Genomic DNA, 14,800 nt, shown 5'->3' with positions numbered 1-14,800 from the left:
ACACCGTGGACCTCGCCTGGTACGCCCTGCTCGGCCTCTTCTTCACCGGCTACCTGGTGCTCGCCGGCTACGACTACGGCGTCGGGCTGCTGCTCGCCCGCGGTGGCGGCCCCGCTCTGCGGAGGGAGGCGCTCACCGCGCTCGGCCCGTTCTTCCTCGGCAACGAGGTCTGGCTGGTGGCCGCCGTGGGCATCCTCTTCGGTGCGTTCCCGGTGCTGGAGGGCGAGTTGCTCTCCGGCTGCTATCCGGCCGTGGCCGGTGCCCTGGTCGGCGTCATCCTGGTCACCGTCGGGGTGCAACTGCGTAGCCGGCCCGCCGACGAACGGATCCGCGCGCGCTGGGACCGCGTCGTGATGATCGGCAGCGCACTCGCCGCAGTGGGCTGGGGGGTGGTGCTCGCCGCGCTGCTCCAGGGCGTGCCCCGTCAGGCCGACGGGCACGTCGCCGGGGTGTCGCACCTGGCCACCCCGTTCGCAGCCACCGTCGGGCTGGCCATGGTCGCACTGGTCGCGGTGCACGGAGCGACCTTCCTCGCGCTGCGTCTGTCGGCCGACGCCGCCGCAGTGGTCGGCCGCACGGCCCGCCGACTGGTGCCGGTGGCGCTCACCGCGGTCGCCCTGGCCACCGTCGTGGGCCTGCTCTCCTCCCGGGTACGCGACGCCGTCCAGCGGCCGGCGGTGGCCGTACTCCTGCCGGTGCTGCTCGCGGCGGCGCTGCTGGCGGCCCGCGCGGCGCTGGCGCGGCGGCGGCCGGGGTGGGCACTGGCCGCAACCGGCGCGGCCCTGGCGCTGCCGGTGGTGCTGGTCGGGGCGGCTCTCTGGCCCTATGTGCTGGTCTCCACGACCGACCCGGGCGCCTCGCTGACAGTGACCGACGCCGCTGCGAGCGCACCGACGCTGCGGCTCCTCGGCTGGGTGGCGCTGCCGCTACTTCCGGCCCTACTAGGCTTCCAGGCGATGTGTTGGTGGGTTTTCCGAGGACGGACCGACGGCAGGGCACCGGTGTACTGGTGAAACGCCGTCCGTTCGACCCGCGTCTGCTGCGCCGGGTCCCTGCGGCCCGGCGCGATCTTGCCGTGCTCGCGCTCCTCGGTGTGCTCGCCGCCGGGTTGATCGTGGCGCAGGCCACCGCCCTCGCGGCGGTGCTGGCCACGGCGATCGACGGTCGACTGGATCGGCCGGCGCTGGGCGCCTTCATGGTCGCGGTCGCTGCCCGCTCGGCGCTGGTCTGGGCACAGGGCACGGTCTCCGCGCGGGTCGCCGCCACGGTCAAGGCGACGCTGCGGGCCGACCTGCTCGGCGCGGTCGGCCGCCATGGTCCTGGCTGGGTGGCCGGGCAGCGGGCCGGTCAGATCGCCACCCTGGCCGGGCGCGGGCTGGACGCGCTGGACGCCTACTTCACCGGATACCTGCCCCAACTGGTGCTCAGCGTCACCGTGCCGCTGGCGGTGCTCGCCCGGGTCGTCTTCGCCGACTGGAGCTCGGCGGTGATCATCGCGGTGACCCTGCCGCTGATCCCGGTCTTCGGCGCGCTGCTCGGCTGGCAGGCCCAGGCCGCCACCGAACGGCAGTGGCGGCGGCTCTCGCTGCTCGGCGGGCACTTCCTGGACATGGTCGCCGGGTTGCCCACGCTGCGCGCGTTCGGGCGGGCCCGGGCACAGACCGAGGTGGTGCGCCGGATGGCCGACGGGCACCGCGTCGCCACCATGAAGACACTGCGGATCGCGTTCCTCTCCGCGCTGGTGCTGGAGCTGGTCGCCACCCTCTCGGTGGCACTGGTCGCGGTGCCGGTCGGCATCCGGTTGCTCGGCGGCGGGCTGGCCCTGCAGACAGCGCTGCTGGTGCTGCTGCTCACCCCGGAGGCGTACCTGCCACTGCGGGCCGCCGGCAGCCGCTTCCACGCCAGCATGGAGGGGCTCGCCGCGCTGGACGAGGCGCTGACCATCTCGGCCGCGCCCACCGCGCCCCGGGCCGCCGAGGGCGCCACCGTCCCGGACGCGCGACGTGACATCCGGTTCGAGGGGGTGACCGTTGCGTACGAGCGGACCACCGCCCTGCGTGACGTGACCCTGACCATCCGAGCCGGCGAACGGATCGCCATCATCGGGCCCAGCGGCGCCGGCAAGAGCACGTTGCTCGGCCTGCTGCTCGGCTTCGTGACCCCGACCAGCGGCCGGATCACGGTGGACGGGGTCGACCTCGCCACGGCCGACCCGGACGCCTGGCGTCGACAACTCGCCTGGGTGCCGCAGCGGGCCCATCTCTTCGCCGCCTCGCTGGCCGACAACATCCGGCTCGGCGCACCGGACACCACGCCCGACGCGCTCGCCGCGGCGGTGCACGACGCCGCTCTGGACGACGTGGTGGCCGGCCTGCCGGACGGCCTGGACACCCTGCTCGGCGAACGCGGCCACGGGCTGTCCAGCGGGCAGCGGCAGCGCGTGGCGCTGGCCCGGGCATTTCTGCGGTCCGCCCCGGTGGTGCTGCTCGACGAACCCACCGCCCGCCTGGACACCGCGGCCGAGGCGGTGGTGCTCGACGCCACCCGCCGCCTGGTCGCCGGGCGCACCGCGCTCCTGGTCGCGCACCGACCGGCGCTGCTCGCCGACGCCGACCGGATCCTGCGGGTCGAGGACGGTCGGGTCACCGAGCTGACGCCCGAACCGACCGGGAAGGCGACCCGATGAGCACGGAACACGGACCGGAGGCGGTCGCCGGCGTGGCATCGGGCGGGCGGACCGCCGCCGAGCGCGCCGTGCTGCGACTGGCCCGCCCGTACCTGGGTCGGCTGGTCGGTGCCGGGCTGCTCGCGGCCGCCACCGAGTTCGCCGGGCTCGCCCTGATGGCCACCGCCACCTGGCTGTTGATGAGCGCCGCCGGCCAGCCTCCGCTGGACCGGCTCACAGTGGCGATCGTCGCTGTCCGGGCGCTGGCGATCAGCCGTGGCGTGTTCCGCTACACCGAACGGCTCGCCGGGCACGACGCGGTGCTCCGCATGATCACCGACGTCCGGGCCCGGGTCTTCGCCACCCTCGCCGCCCGGCGTGGCGCCGCGCACCGGTCGGGGGACGTGCTGAGCCGGCTGGTCTCCGACGTCGAGGCCGTCCAGGACCTGCTGCTGCGTGTGCTGGTCCCTGGGTCGGCGGCGGCCCTGGTCGGTGTGCTGGCGGTCGGCGTGGCGGCGCTGATCTCACCACCTGCCGCCGGTGCGCTCGCCGTCGGGCTGCTGGTCGCCGGAGTGGCGCTGCCCGCTCTGGCCACCGCTGTCACCCGCCGCAGCGCGTCCCAGGTGGCACCCCTGCGCGGCGCACTGGCCACCGACGCGATCGACCTCACCCACGGCGCAGCCGACCTGGCCGCGTTCGGAGCCACCGACGTCACACTGCGTGCCGCAGCGCAGCGGGCCCGCCGGCTGGCCCGCCTGGAACGTCGGCTGGCCGCCACCGGGTTCGCGGTGGACGCGGCCGGGGTGCTGACCGCCGGGCTGACCGCCGCGGCGGTGGTGCTGGCAGCGCTGGCCGCCGACGTGTCGGGGGTGCTGGTGGGTGTCCTGGCCGTCGGCGCGCTGGCCGCCGTCGAGGTGACGCTGGCACTGGTCACGGCGGCCCGGCAGTGGACGCAGTTGCGGCCCGGTCTGGCCCGGGTGGCCGACCTGCTGGACGCCGGCACGCCGGCTTCCCCGCCCACGACCGGTATGACGGACCTGGTCGGCCCCCACGAGCTGCGCTTCGTCGACGTGACAGTGCGGTACCGGGCCGGTGCGGCACCCGCCCTCGACGGCGTCAGCCTGGACCTGCCGCCGGGGCGGAGGATCGCGGTGGTCGGCCCGAGCGGCGCCGGCAAGAGCACCCTGGCCGCCGTCCTGACCGGCACCGTCCAACCGGTGTCCGGGCGGGTCACCCTCGACGGTCACGACCTCTCGGCGTACGCCGAGGAGGCACTGCCGCGGGCGGTCGGCGGCCTGCTGGCCGAGGCGTACGTCTTTCACGCCACGGTGCGGGAGAACCTGCTGCTCGGGCGGGCCGGGGCCGACGAGGAGGCACTGACGGCGGCCACCGCCGCCGCGGGCCTGCTGGACTGGGTACGCGCCCAGCCGGCGGGTTGGGACACGCTGGTCGGCGAGGAGGGCGGGCAGCTCTCCGGTGGCCAGCGGCAGCGGCTGGCGCTCGCGCGGGCCCTGCTCGCCGCGCCGCCGGTGCTGGTGCTCGACGAGCCCACCGAAGGTCTTGATCCGGCCGCCGCCGACGCGGTGCTCGCGTCCGCTCTCGCCGCCACCCCCGCCGGGCACTCGGTGCTGCTGATCAGCCACCGGCTCAGCGGGCTGGCCGAGCTGGACGAGATCGTCGTCCTCGACGGCGGCCGGGTGATCCAGCGCGGCCGGCACGCCGACCTGGTCGCCGCCCCGGGCTGGTACCGGGACCAGTGGCTGCTCCAGGCTGCGGCCGAGCGGGGTTACCTGGCCCTCGCCCCCTGACCGGGGCTCGGGGACGGACCAGGGTTCTCCCCGACGTCAGGACTCCCTGACCCGTGGCAGGGTGGTGCCATGCCGCACCGTGAGGACGTGTTGGTCGACGAGCACCTGCGGGAGTTGGCCGCCCGGTTGCAGGGGCCGGCGCGACTCAAGTCCGACCTGCTCACCGAGGCCCGGCACGGGCTGTTGGACGCCGTGGAGGCGTACCGGGAGAGCGGTGTGCCGTCCACGGAGGCGCAGCGCCGGGCCGTGGTCGAGTTCGGCTCGCCGGCGCAGGTCCTTCCCTCCTGGCAGGCCGAGCTGGCGGTGGGCGCTCTGCGCGGGCTCTCCCTGCGGATGCTGGCGATCGCCGGGGTCGGGGTGGTCGCCGGGGATCTGACCTGGCGGGGGTCGAGCTGGAGCAGCGGCCCCCGTCCACCGGCCGGCTACCAGCTGCTCGCCAGCTCGGTCGACTGGATCTGGATGGGTTCGCTGCTGCTCGCGGTGGCCGGTCTGCTGGTGGTCGCGGCGAGCGCCCGTTCGACACGTCCGGGTCTGGCCCTGGTGCAACGCGCGGTGGGCGCCGGCCTGACCGCCATGCTTGCTCTCGCCATGATCGCCGGCTGCGCCCTGTTCGCCTGGTCGATGACTCTCTGGGACGACGCGCTGCGCTGGCCACCGATGATCATCGGTGCGGTGCTGGTGGGCGGCGCGTACTTCTCGCTGGCCCGTGCGGTGCGCGGCTGGCTGCAGGCCACCGCCCGCCGAGCGGAGTCGCTCACCAGCGTGGCCCACTGAGCCACGTCGCCGGTGCCCCGGTCCCGCCGGTGGTCGCCAGCTCGACCGGGGTCAGGCCGGGGTGGTGGGCGGGCTGCCGGGGTCGAGGAACCGGCCGACGGTCAGCTGGAAGTCGCGCCAACCCGCGCGCTCCCCGGCCAACGCTCCCCGGCCGGAATCGGTGAGCTCGTACGTCCGTCGTTCCCTGCCGTTGACGGTGCTCCAGGTGCTCGCCACGTGCCCGGCGCGTTCCAGCCGACGCAACGCCGGATAGATGGTGCCGGTAGGCAGATCCAGAGTGCCGTCGCTGCGCGCGCGCAACGCCTCGATGATGGCGTAGCCGTGCAGCGCGCCCTGTTCGAGAACGGCGAGCAGCAGAGCGTCGAGATGGCCGTGCAACGCCTGGGCCTTCATACGTAGCTACGCTACTTGTCGAACGGTCAGATCGCCAGCGCCCACCACCAGCAGGTCGAATCCGTGCGCCAGCCGGCCACCGGGGTGCGGGCATCGGTCACCCAGGGCCGCCGACTAGGGTATGTGCCCAGAGTCACTCGCCGGTCAGAGACCCCGGCGGGTGGGCAACCCGAAGCACACGGAGGTCAGCGTGGCCCGCCAGTCGCCCCAACGGCCCGACGCCGACGAGCCCGAGCTCGACGACACCACCGGCGCGGTCGAGCCAGATGAGACCGACGGCCCCTCGGCCTCGGTCGACCGTGCACTCTGGGACGAGCTGCGCATCGACCCGGTGGAGATCGCCCTGCCCGCCGGCACCGGCTTCACGCTGCGGGCATACCGGCCGGCCAGCTCGCTGACCCCGACCGACGTGACCGAGCGCGACCTGGACGACCCGTTCCTCGCCCGACGTCAGGTGATCGAGGAGGAAGAGGACGACGAGACCGTCGTCATCCTCGACGAGGACCTGGCCGAGGAGTTCGCCGACGACGAGGACGAGTCGAAGCGCCGCCGACGCGACGGCGCCACCGACACCGACGCGGCCGACGACGAGGCCGAGGCCGACGAGGACGCCACGGACGAGGCGGACGACGAGGAGGTGCCGGTCTTCCTCAGCAACCAGGGCAAGCTGCTGCTGTTCAAGACCCCCGAGTCGTTGGTCAGTTTCATCCGGTCCGGTGCGCCAAACGATCTGTCCCAACTGGACAGCTGGAATGAATTGTCCGAACGGGTGGAGCCCGCGGATATCGCGCCCCTCGACGAGGACACCTACGAGCTCGACCTCGTCGTGGAGAACCTGCGCGGCGGGCACGACTCCTGGGATTCGACCCTGCTGATCGAGGCCGGCGAGGTCGCGCGTGACCTCTCGTACGCATTGCGGCTGCCTGCGGTACTCGACATGCTCTCCGCCGGCTCCAGCCTCGACGACCTGGACGAGGCGCTGCGTGCCACCGCCAACGGTGGGATCGGCGCTTTCATGGGTCGGCGGCGGCTGAAGAAGATCGGTGCGCAGACCGCGAGTTTGGGTTGGCGCACCATTGTCGGCAAGATCTCTGCGGTGGTGGACTGGCGCGACTGACCCGTACCGGGGAGCATCAGTTGCTGGCAGAGGAAAGACCTGTCCCGGGAGGAGGACGACGCCGTGGCGCTCGTGCGCGTTTACTGCGGTCTGGCCTCGGCGGATCCGGCTGACCGACCGGCCTCCGCCGGATCGACGCTGACGTCCGCTGTGGTCGACGACGCAGGCCGTCTGCTGCATGTCTGCGAGATCAGCGACGAGGCCGCTGGCTACGCCCAGCTCGTCGCGCTGCTCGTGGAGCGGTCGGGCGGGCCGAGCGGTGCGGCCATCGCCGCCGACAGCGACGACCACACGGTCATCTCGCTGTTGAGCGCGGCGGGTCGGCCCCTGGCGATCGCCGACGACGACTCGGTGGACGACTTCGCCGAGCGGTTCGCCGACGACGACTCCCTGGAGGAGATGCAGTCGCCTCCGGCCGAACGACGGGCCGTCGGCCTGGCCCGCGCGTTGCAGGCGGGCGCGCTCTCCGCGGTCACCCTGCCGGCACCCCGGGATCTCGCCGGCTACAAGCAGGTGCTCGCCGCGCACGCCGCGCTGGCCACCGGCCGACACTCCGCCGCCGTGGCCCTGCGCGAGGTCCTGCGCGAGCTCTACCCGGCAGCTCTGCGTGCATACCCGGACCCGGCCGAGCCGGTCTCGCTGGCGGTGCTGGACGCGCTGCCCGAGCCGGGCATGCTCGGCGGCACCGTCGCCCGGGGCCGCGAGGTGTCGGTCGCGGCGGACGCCATCGCCGCGCACCTCGCCGCCGACGGGGTGGCCGACGCCGACGAGATCAACGAGGCGGTCACCGCTCTGCGGGTCGCCATCTCCGAAACGCCGCGGCGCGCCGCGGTCAACCGGGCGCTCACCTCCGCGGTGGCCGAGACGGTCCGCCAGGCCGTCGCTTCGGTGCGGGCCTGCGACGCAGGCTGTGAGGCCCTGGTCAGCGCGCTCGGCTCGCGGGTGACCGCCCCTGCCCAGGCACCCGGCCGCCGTGCCGCCGCCCGCCGTGGCGAGTCGGTCGGCGAGCTGGCCGGGATGGCCGGCAACGGCGCCCGCCGTGGCGAGCCAGCCGGTGAGCCGACCGGGCTGGCCGGCACCGGCGCCGGGCTGCGGTCGCTCCGGCCCACCCCGGCCGCCGACCCCGCACCCGCCGTCGGGCGACGCAGCCGCCCCGAGCCGATCCCCGGTAACGCGCCGCTCGCGTCGCCCCGCCCACTCGGGCCGCCCCCGGTCGCCCCGGCTCCGGTCACGCCGCCGCCGGTCGCGCCCGCACCGATGGCCCCGGCCGCCATGGCCAAGCCGCCGTCGTCCACGCTTCCCGGCCGCGCCGAGCCGGCGCCCAGCCGGATCGACGGTCCGACCAACCGACCGGTCTCCTCGCCGCCGCCCCCGCCGCCCGGGATCACCCCGATCGCACCGGCACAGCGCGGCATGGTGCCTCCGGCCGAGGCGGGCGAGCCGTTCCGGCCGACGCTGACCACCGCCGCGATCAACAACGCGCGGGCCGAACGGCAGCGGACGGTCATTCCTCCCCGCCCCAAGACGAACGGCGAGCCCCGGCCGAGCCATCTGCAACGCCCGGTGGACGAGCCACCCACGGGCGGGTTCAGCGCCACCGATCTCAGCATCCCGGTGCCGATCCCCCGTCCTGGCCAGGAGGCCGCCGCACCCCCCGGTTCCCGCGCCAACTGGCCGCTGGTCAACAGCCCGGAGGACCCGGCCGACAGCTCGCCGAACAACCCGGTGGCCTACCCGTACGGTGGCAGCCGCGGCATCGAGGCCCCGACCGACCCGGGTCGGGCCGACGGTCGGGTCACCCCGCCCTGGTTGGCGGACGACCTGCCGCAGGAGCCGCCCATGCTGCGACTGGTGGAGCCACCGCCACTGGCCGACCGGGCGCTGCGCGAGGGGCTCAACCCGTCTGCGGACGCGCACCTGGAGACCCCGCCGCTGCGGTTGGTCGACCGGGAGTTGGCCGCTCGCGGCGGCCGACCGGCCGCTCGGCCCGACCGTGCCACCGAGCACCGTCCGCCGCCGCCGATGGAGCACCGGACGCCCTCGCTGGAGCCTCGCACGCCCTCATTGGAGCCTCGCACGCCCTCGCTGGAGCAGCGGACGCCGCCGATGGAGCGCCGGACCCCTCCGTTGGAGCGCCGGACGCCGCCGGTCGAGCACCGTCCGCCACCGGTCGCCGACGAGGGTGACGGCGACCTGCTGATCTTCGCGCAGGCCAAGTCGGCCTGGTTCGTCGGCCAGGCCGAGGAGTCCGACCTGGACTGGTCGACCACGGCCGACACCGGCTGGCAGGCCGCAGAGCAGGCCGCCCGCCCCGCGGTCGGCGCCGAGACCAACGCCGGGCTGCCGAAGCGCGTGCCTCAGGCCAACCTGGTCCCTGGTTCCCCGCTGCGCGAGGAGCGTCCATTGCGGATAGTGCGCGATGCGGCAAGCCTCGCGGAGAACACCACCGGCTACTTCCGTGGTTGGCGTCGCGGCCAGGAGATCGGCGGTTTCGCGGTGGGTGGTCGACCCGGCCGCGAGGCGGCCGGTGGCTGGGACTTCAGCCGGGACCACGGCGACCGCGACGACGACCGGGAGTACGAGTACCGCTCCGCCGGTTACCAGTCCTGACCCTCGTCACACGCGACAGCGCCCTCAGTCAGCTGACTGAGGGCGCTGTCGCGTGTGCAGACGTGCCCCTGGACGCGGCAACGCCGCCTCTCGAAGCCCGCAGCTCAACGGCCCAGGGTGCGGGGGCCGGTGGCTTCCAGGGCCTCAGGAGACGGCGTAGAGCGCGCGCCGACGTAGGGGCGTCGGCGAGCAGGGTAGTGCTCCCGGTGGCGGCCTGAGCCACCACCGGGGTGCGGCGTCCCGATCAGGCCGGGGCGACGGCGCGCGTACGGCGCATGGTGAGCACGTACTCGACCAGCGAGATCAGCACGTGCTTCGTCGACTCCCGGTTACGGGCGTCGCAGGCCACCACCGGCACGTCGCTCGAGATCGCCAAGGCGTCCCGAACGTCCTGCGGGTCGTGGTACTGCATCCCGTCGAAGCAGTTGATCGCCACCAGGTACGGGAGGCGTCGGTGCTCGAAGAAGTCGATCGCCGCGAAGCAGTCGGCCAGCCGGCGAGTGTCCACCAGCACGACCGCGCCGATCGCACCCCGAACCAGTTCGTCCCACATGAACCAGAATCGGGTCTGACCCGGCGTACCGAACAGGTACAGGATCAGGTCACGGTCGATCGAGATCCGGCCGAAGTCCATGGCCACCGTGGTCGTCGTCTTGCCCGGCACCTGCCGGGTATCGTCGACGCCCACGCCAGCGGAGGTCATGATGGCCTCGGTGGTCAGCGGCGTGATCTCCGAGACCGAGCCGACCAGCGTCGTCTTACCGACGCCGAATCCACCGGCGATAACGATCTTCGCCGACGTCACGCGGCCGCTCGGGTTCGGCGGGCGGTGCGACATGTCAGAGCCTGCGAAGTCCACTCAGCACCCTCTCCAGCAGTTCAGTGCCCACCGCGTCGTCGGAGTCGTCCAGGATGGTCGGCTCGTGGACCGCGACCAGGCCGTCCGTCGCCATGTCGGCGATGAGCACCCGGGCCACACCGAGCGGGAGCTGCAGCCGCGCCGCGATCTCCGCGAGCGATTGCACGCGTCCGTCACACAGCGCGGCGATGTACTGGTGTTCGCGGCCACCACCGTTGCCACTGGCAGCGGTGCGGCCGCGCACCGTCGTCTCGACGAGCGCCTCCAGCGCGATGTCGAGCCGGGGACGGGTACGGCCACGGGTCACGGCGTATGGACGGACCAACGCTCCGGTCGGTTCGTCACGATCGGCCATCTCGCCGCTCACCTCCTTCGTACCCGTTACCGGCTCCCACCGGTGAAGCCCGTCGTTGTCGTTGTTGCGTTGGTGCCGACCTCACGATCAGCGGCGGGGCGTCAGCCCAGCATGCCCGCAGCCGCACGCGGCTGCGGAGTCAGTGCGTCGCCCACCCGGTCGACCAGCAGCGCCATCTCGTAGCCGACCTGGCCCACGTCAGAGCTGCGGGCGGCCAGCACGGCGAAGGACGACCCATCCGAGATGGACATCAGGAACAGGAAGCCATTGTCCATCTCCACGACGGTCTGCAACACCGCGCCTCCCTCGAAGCAGCGGGCTGCCCCCTGGGTCAGGCTGACCAGACCCGAGGAGATCGCGGCGAGCTGGTCGGCCCGGTCGCGCGGCAGGTCCCGTGACGACGCCAGGAGAAGGCCGTCGGCCGAGACGGCGACCGCATGAGCGACACCGGGCACCCGGTCGGCGAAGTTGGCCAGCAGCCAACCAAGATCCTGCGTAGTTGTCATCCTTCTTGCTCCTTCTGCCCGCTCCCGGCCACCGGGCCTGAGCCAGACTGCGAGGATTGCCCTCCCGGAGTCGCCTCCGGGCTGGTCGGGTTGTCCGAGGTGCTACGCCCTCGCTGCACGCCCCGGTGGTAGGCGGAGAGCAGGCCACGGACCGCCTCCGGGGAGCGCCGCTGGACCGAGGTGGTGGGCTTCTCCACCGCGCCCGGCACCAACTGCGCCATCGGCTTGCGCTTCGGCAGGCCGGTCGTGGTGGTCTCGCTCACCGGCACCGCGCCGGCCGCCGCCGAGGCAGCACGCCAGCCGTCGTCGGCAGCGGTCTGCCAGCCGTTGGTCTGCGGTTGGGGCCGGCGGTTCGGCAGGCTCTCAGCGACGCTCGGGCGACCGCCCTCGTTCGCTGTGGAGCCGTTGTCCCGCGGCGCTCCTCCGGCCGTCGGAGTGTCTGCCATCGGTGTGTTACCTGTCGTCCCGGGTGGTGTCTTGTGGACTGCCCGACCGGTGGCCTCGACCGTAGCGAACTGCTGGGTCGCGGAGTCGCCGTTCGTCGCCGGCTGCGCGCCGGGTCCCGCTTCCTCCGAACCCGGACGGCGGGTACGGAACCAAGCCGACTCGAGCTCCCGGAAGATCGGCAGCTCCATCGTCTCGTCCGCGTAGCGCTGGCGGTTCTGCGCCTGCGGTTGCTGCGGTGCCGGCCGATTCTGCGGGGCCGGCCGATTCTTCTGCGGGGCCGGAGCCGGAGCAGGAGCCGATGGCCGAGTCGGAGGCTGGGCTGCTGCGGCCGGCTGTTCGCCGGGTCGCGGCACCCGCGGCAGCTCCGTCGTCATGTCCAGGGCAGCGGCGAGCCGCTCGGGCACCGGCGGCGCCGAAGCGTCGCGGTCGGTACCCGGCACCGGCGGCCAGGCCGGCGGCGCGGGGGTGCTGGGCGCCTGCGCGGGCGGGGCCGACCGGGGTGCGAACCCGGCGAACGACTGGCTGGAGGCGGGCGGCACCGAGTAGGGCTGACCCGAATACGGCTGGCCGGACGCCGGCGACGCCGACACGGGCGACGCGGACACCGGCGGACCGGCGTACGGCTGCCCGGAGGCCGGGGCCGCAGAGACCGGCGGGCCGCCGTACGGGGCACCCGAGTAGGGCTGCCCGGAGTACGGCTGGCCGGAGGCCGGCGAGGCGGAGACCGGCGCGCCGGAGTAGGGCTGCGCGGAGACCGGCGGCGCCGAGTACGGGTGTGCCTCGGGGCTGCTCGGCAGCTGCCGTGGAATCGACGGCTGCTGGCCGGAGGTCGGGCTGTCGTCCCCGGCGCGACGCTGCGGCAGCGGGTCGATCGGCTGGCCGTTGGCGGTCCGCGGGGTGAACCCGTCACCACCGTTGACGCCGTTCGTCCCGGCAGCGCCGGTCAGGTCGGACCAGGCCGGCATCGAGCGGTAGCCACCGGAGTTGGCGGGGGTGCCGGCACCGTTGCGCGAGGCGGGCTCGAACGGCCGACCGCCGAGAGTGACCTGGTTGCCGGACTCGCTCGGACGAGGGCCGTTGCCCAGCGCCGGCAGGGCGCCGAAGGCCGGTGCGGGCCCGTTCTGCTGGGGGCCACCGGCTGCGGGCAGGGCCGGGGGCTGCTGCACCCGACCGGAGAGCGCCCGGGGCACCAGCACCGAGGTGGGCAGTGTCACGTCCGCGACGGTGCCACGGTCGGAGCCGGGGCGCAGCTCCACCCGGACGCCGTGCCGGGACGCCAGTCGGGCGACCACGACCAGGCCCATCATCCGGGAGACGGCGACGTCCACCTGCGGCGGCGTCGCGAGCCGCTCGTTGAGGTCGTGCAACTGCTCGGCGCTGATGCCGATGCCGCGGTCCTCGACGTAGAGCGAGGAGCGGTCGCCGACCCGACGGGCCTCGACCATCACCTGCGAGTCGGGCGGAGAGAACGCGGTGGCGTTGTCGAACAGCTCGGCGACGAGGTGCACCAGGTCGTTGACCGCGTGCGCGGCGACCTCGATGTCGCGGTCGATGACGCCGAACTCGATCCGGGTGTAGTGCTCGACCTCGGACTGCGCGGCCCGCAGCACGTCGATGAGCGCGGCCGGCTCACGTTGCACACGGGTGGAGTCGGCACCGGCGAGCACCAGCAGGTTCTCGTCGTTGCGGCGCATCCGGGTGGCCAGGTGGTCGAGCTGGAACAGCTCGGCCAGCCGGTCCGGGTCCTCCTCGCCGCGCTCCAGCCGGTCGAGGTGCCCGATGAGGCGGTCGACCAGGATCTGTGAACGGCGGGCCAGGTTGACGAACATGGTCGCGACGGAGGCGCGCAGTGCCGCCTGCTCGGCGGCCGTACGGACGGCTTCCAGGTGGACGGCGTTGAACGCCTCGGTCACCTGGCCGAACTCGTCCCGGCTGCGGACCGGTAGTGGCTCGGCGATCTGGTTGGCCAGCTGCACCGGGGAGAGCTGCCCGACGACCTGCGGGTCACGCAGTCGGGCAACCGCCTGGGGTAGGCCGTACTGGGCGACGGAGAGCGCACCCTGCCGCAGCTCACGAAGTGAACGGGCCATGGAGCGGGCGACCAGGTACGCGAAGAGGATGGCCAGCAACAGCATGCTGAGCAGCAGGCCGGTCTCCAGGAAGACCTGGCGCTGCACGTCCGAGCGGAGACTGTTGGCCTCGTCGACCACTTCGCCGTCGAGCTTGGTCTCGACGTTGCGGATCAGCTTGGCGTTGGCCGTCATGGCGGCTTCCCACTGGTCCGGCCCGAACGGCGCGTTGCGCATGTCGCCGGTGGTGTTGCCGTCGATCCAGCCGGTGTAGTTCTGTGCCTCCCGGCGGTCGCCGCCCGCGACCGTCTGGTCGTGGAACTTCGCGTCGTCCGGGGTGGCGACGGCCTTGAAGCTCTGCAGCGCCTGCTGCTGGCCGGTGCCACTGGCGATGTAGTCGGTGCGCAGCGCCGGAGTGAGGCGCTTGCCGCCCTTCACACCCAGCGCGCGGTGCACCACGACCCGGCGTGCGGCGAGGAACTCCTTCTCGCGGGCGACCGCCGCGGCGGCGCGCATCCGGTCGCTCAGTTCGTTGTTACCGGCGAGCTGCGTGGCCGAGTCGCGGATGGCGAGCAGGTCACTGATCAGACCCTCGTACGCCTGCACGGTCTCGGTGAGCGCGAGCTTGCCGTTGAACACCTGGCTGCGGATGCCCGACAGGTCCTGCAGGTTCTGGTCGATGCCGTCGAGCAGACCTTCCAGGCTGCCCGGCAGGTCCTCGATCTCGGCACGCTGCTGCCGGTAGGGGGACGTCTCACGGTCCACCCGGGAGGTCACCCGGTTGTAGGCCTCCTGGTACTGCGCCGTCGGCTGCGTCCCGTCCGCCCCCAGCAGCAGCACGGCGGCAGTCCGCTCATCCTGCAGACTGTCGACCAGGCTGCCGGAATAGCTCGACAGGTTGGCCAGGTCGCCGGCTCGGTTGGCATTGTTGAGCGTCTCCACGTGGTCGACAAGACCACTGGTGCCCACCACGACCGTGGCGATGGTCGGCACGATCATGATGAGACCGAGCTTGGACCAGATCGGCATGTCCCGGAGCCGGCTGGCCGGCCGGCGCAGCCGCGACAGGAAGGAGCCCGCCGTCTTTGGCCGTTTGCTCACAACACCGCCCTCGCGATTACAGCTTCAACGCGTTGCCCCGGGCAACGCCCAGCGACCGACCCGGCGGGTCGGACCCCCGAGATTCCATCACGCCGG

General features: G+C 73.5%; 11 protein-coding genes. 6 read left to right on the top strand and 5 right to left on the bottom strand.

Features of this window, described 5'->3' with window-relative positions:
- Positions 1 to 5: 5 nt before the first annotated feature.
- The 4 genes from GA0070619_RS32040 (at position 6) to GA0070619_RS32025 (ending at position 5,247) form a co-directional block, all read left to right on the top strand.
- A complete protein-coding gene (locus tag GA0070619_RS32040) occupies positions 6 to 1,013 on the top strand; it encodes a cytochrome d ubiquinol oxidase subunit II (RefSeq protein WP_088946155.1) in 1,008 nt (335 codons plus the stop codon).
- A complete protein-coding gene (gene cydD, locus GA0070619_RS32035) occupies positions 1,010 to 2,686 on the top strand; it encodes a thiol reductant ABC exporter subunit CydD (RefSeq protein ID WP_088946154.1) in 1,677 nt (558 codons plus the stop codon). Before GA0070619_RS32040 ends, cydD begins: the two co-directional genes overlap by 4 nt.
- Complete coding sequence (gene cydC / locus GA0070619_RS32030) at positions 2,683 to 4,473, top strand: thiol reductant ABC exporter subunit CydC (protein ID WP_088951454.1); 1,791 nt, start codon at positions 2,683 to 2,685, stop codon at positions 4,471 to 4,473. The genes cydD and cydC overlap by 4 nt, the downstream gene beginning before the upstream one ends.
- Before the next feature lie 69 nt (positions 4,474 to 4,542).
- On the top strand, positions 4,543 to 5,247 hold the full coding sequence (locus tag GA0070619_RS32025) for a permease prefix domain 1-containing protein (protein ID WP_088946153.1): 705 nt from the start codon (positions 4,543 to 4,545) through the stop codon (positions 5,245 to 5,247).
- Positions 5,248 to 5,298: 51 nt separating this feature from the next.
- On the opposite strand, the gene GA0070619_RS32020 is transcribed toward GA0070619_RS32025, so the two are convergent.
- Positions 5,299 to 5,640, bottom strand: a complete 342-nt coding sequence (locus GA0070619_RS32020; RefSeq protein WP_088946152.1) for a PadR family transcriptional regulator — start codon at positions 5,638 to 5,640, stop codon at positions 5,299 to 5,301.
- A 160-nt stretch (positions 5,641 to 5,800) separates the two neighbouring features.
- Here GA0070619_RS32020 and GA0070619_RS32015 point away from each other — a divergent pair, with 160 nt between their 5' ends.
- Together GA0070619_RS32015 and GA0070619_RS32010 are read left to right on the top strand one after the other, a co-directional pair.
- Positions 5,801 to 6,757: a DNA primase gene (locus GA0070619_RS32015; protein WP_088946151.1), complete on the top strand. Its 957-nt coding sequence runs from the start codon at positions 5,801 to 5,803 to the stop codon at positions 6,755 to 6,757.
- Between the two features lie 39 nt (positions 6,758 to 6,796).
- Complete coding sequence (locus GA0070619_RS32010; protein WP_088951453.1) at positions 6,797 to 9,367, top strand: transposase; 2,571 nt, start codon at positions 6,797 to 6,799, stop codon at positions 9,365 to 9,367.
- Between the two features lie 244 nt (positions 9,368 to 9,611).
- On the opposite strand, the gene GA0070619_RS32005 is transcribed toward GA0070619_RS32010, so the two are convergent.
- The 4 genes from GA0070619_RS32005 to GA0070619_RS31990 all read right to left on the bottom strand — a co-directional run bounded on the left by GA0070619_RS32005 (position 9,612) and on the right by GA0070619_RS31990 (position 14,704).
- Positions 9,612 to 10,205: a GTP-binding protein gene (locus tag GA0070619_RS32005; RefSeq protein WP_007455465.1), complete on the bottom strand. Its 594-nt coding sequence runs from the start codon at positions 10,203 to 10,205 to the stop codon at positions 9,612 to 9,614.
- A gap of 1 nt (position 10,206) precedes the next feature.
- Positions 10,207 to 10,581 carry a DUF742 domain-containing protein gene (locus tag GA0070619_RS32000; protein WP_088952188.1) on the bottom strand — a complete coding sequence of 125 codons (375 nt, stop codon included), beginning with the start codon at positions 10,579 to 10,581 and terminating at the stop codon, positions 10,207 to 10,209.
- A gap of 101 nt (positions 10,582 to 10,682) precedes the next feature.
- Entirely contained in the window at positions 10,683 to 11,087 is a 405-nt protein-coding gene (locus GA0070619_RS31995) for a roadblock/LC7 domain-containing protein (RefSeq protein ID WP_030329023.1), read from the bottom strand.
- Positions 11,084 to 14,704: a sensor histidine kinase gene (locus GA0070619_RS31990; RefSeq protein WP_088951452.1), complete on the bottom strand. Its 3,621-nt coding sequence runs from the start codon at positions 14,702 to 14,704 to the stop codon at positions 11,084 to 11,086. The genes GA0070619_RS31995 and GA0070619_RS31990 overlap by 4 nt, the downstream gene beginning before the upstream one ends.
- Positions 14,705 to 14,800 lie beyond the last annotated feature (96 nt).

This window comes from Micromonospora zamorensis, assembly GCF_900090275.1.
GTDB classification, from domain to species: Bacteria; Actinomycetota; Actinomycetes; order Mycobacteriales; family Micromonosporaceae; genus Micromonospora; species Micromonospora zamorensis.
Note: the sequence above shows the minus strand (reverse complement) of the source record. Positions and strands in the feature narration are given on the sequence as shown.

Coding starts and splice junctions, on each gene's coding strand:
- cydC (WP_088951454.1), top strand. CDS start 2,683: ATGAGCACGGAACACGGACCGGAGGCGGTCGCCGGCGTGGCATCGGGC.
- GA0070619_RS32020 (WP_088946152.1), bottom strand. CDS start 5,640: ATGAAGGCCCAGGCGTTGCACGGCCATCTCGACGCTCTGCTGCTCGCC.
- GA0070619_RS31995 (WP_030329023.1), bottom strand. CDS start 11,087: ATGACAACTACGCAGGATCTTGGTTGGCTGCTGGCCAACTTCGCCGAC.
- GA0070619_RS32005 (WP_007455465.1), bottom strand. CDS start 10,205: ATGTCGCACCGCCCGCCGAACCCGAGCGGCCGCGTGACGTCGGCGAAG.
- GA0070619_RS32000 (WP_088952188.1), bottom strand. CDS start 10,581: ATGGCCGATCGTGACGAACCGACCGGAGCGTTGGTCCGTCCATACGCC.
- GA0070619_RS32025 (WP_088946153.1), top strand. CDS start 4,543: ATGCCGCACCGTGAGGACGTGTTGGTCGACGAGCACCTGCGGGAGTTG.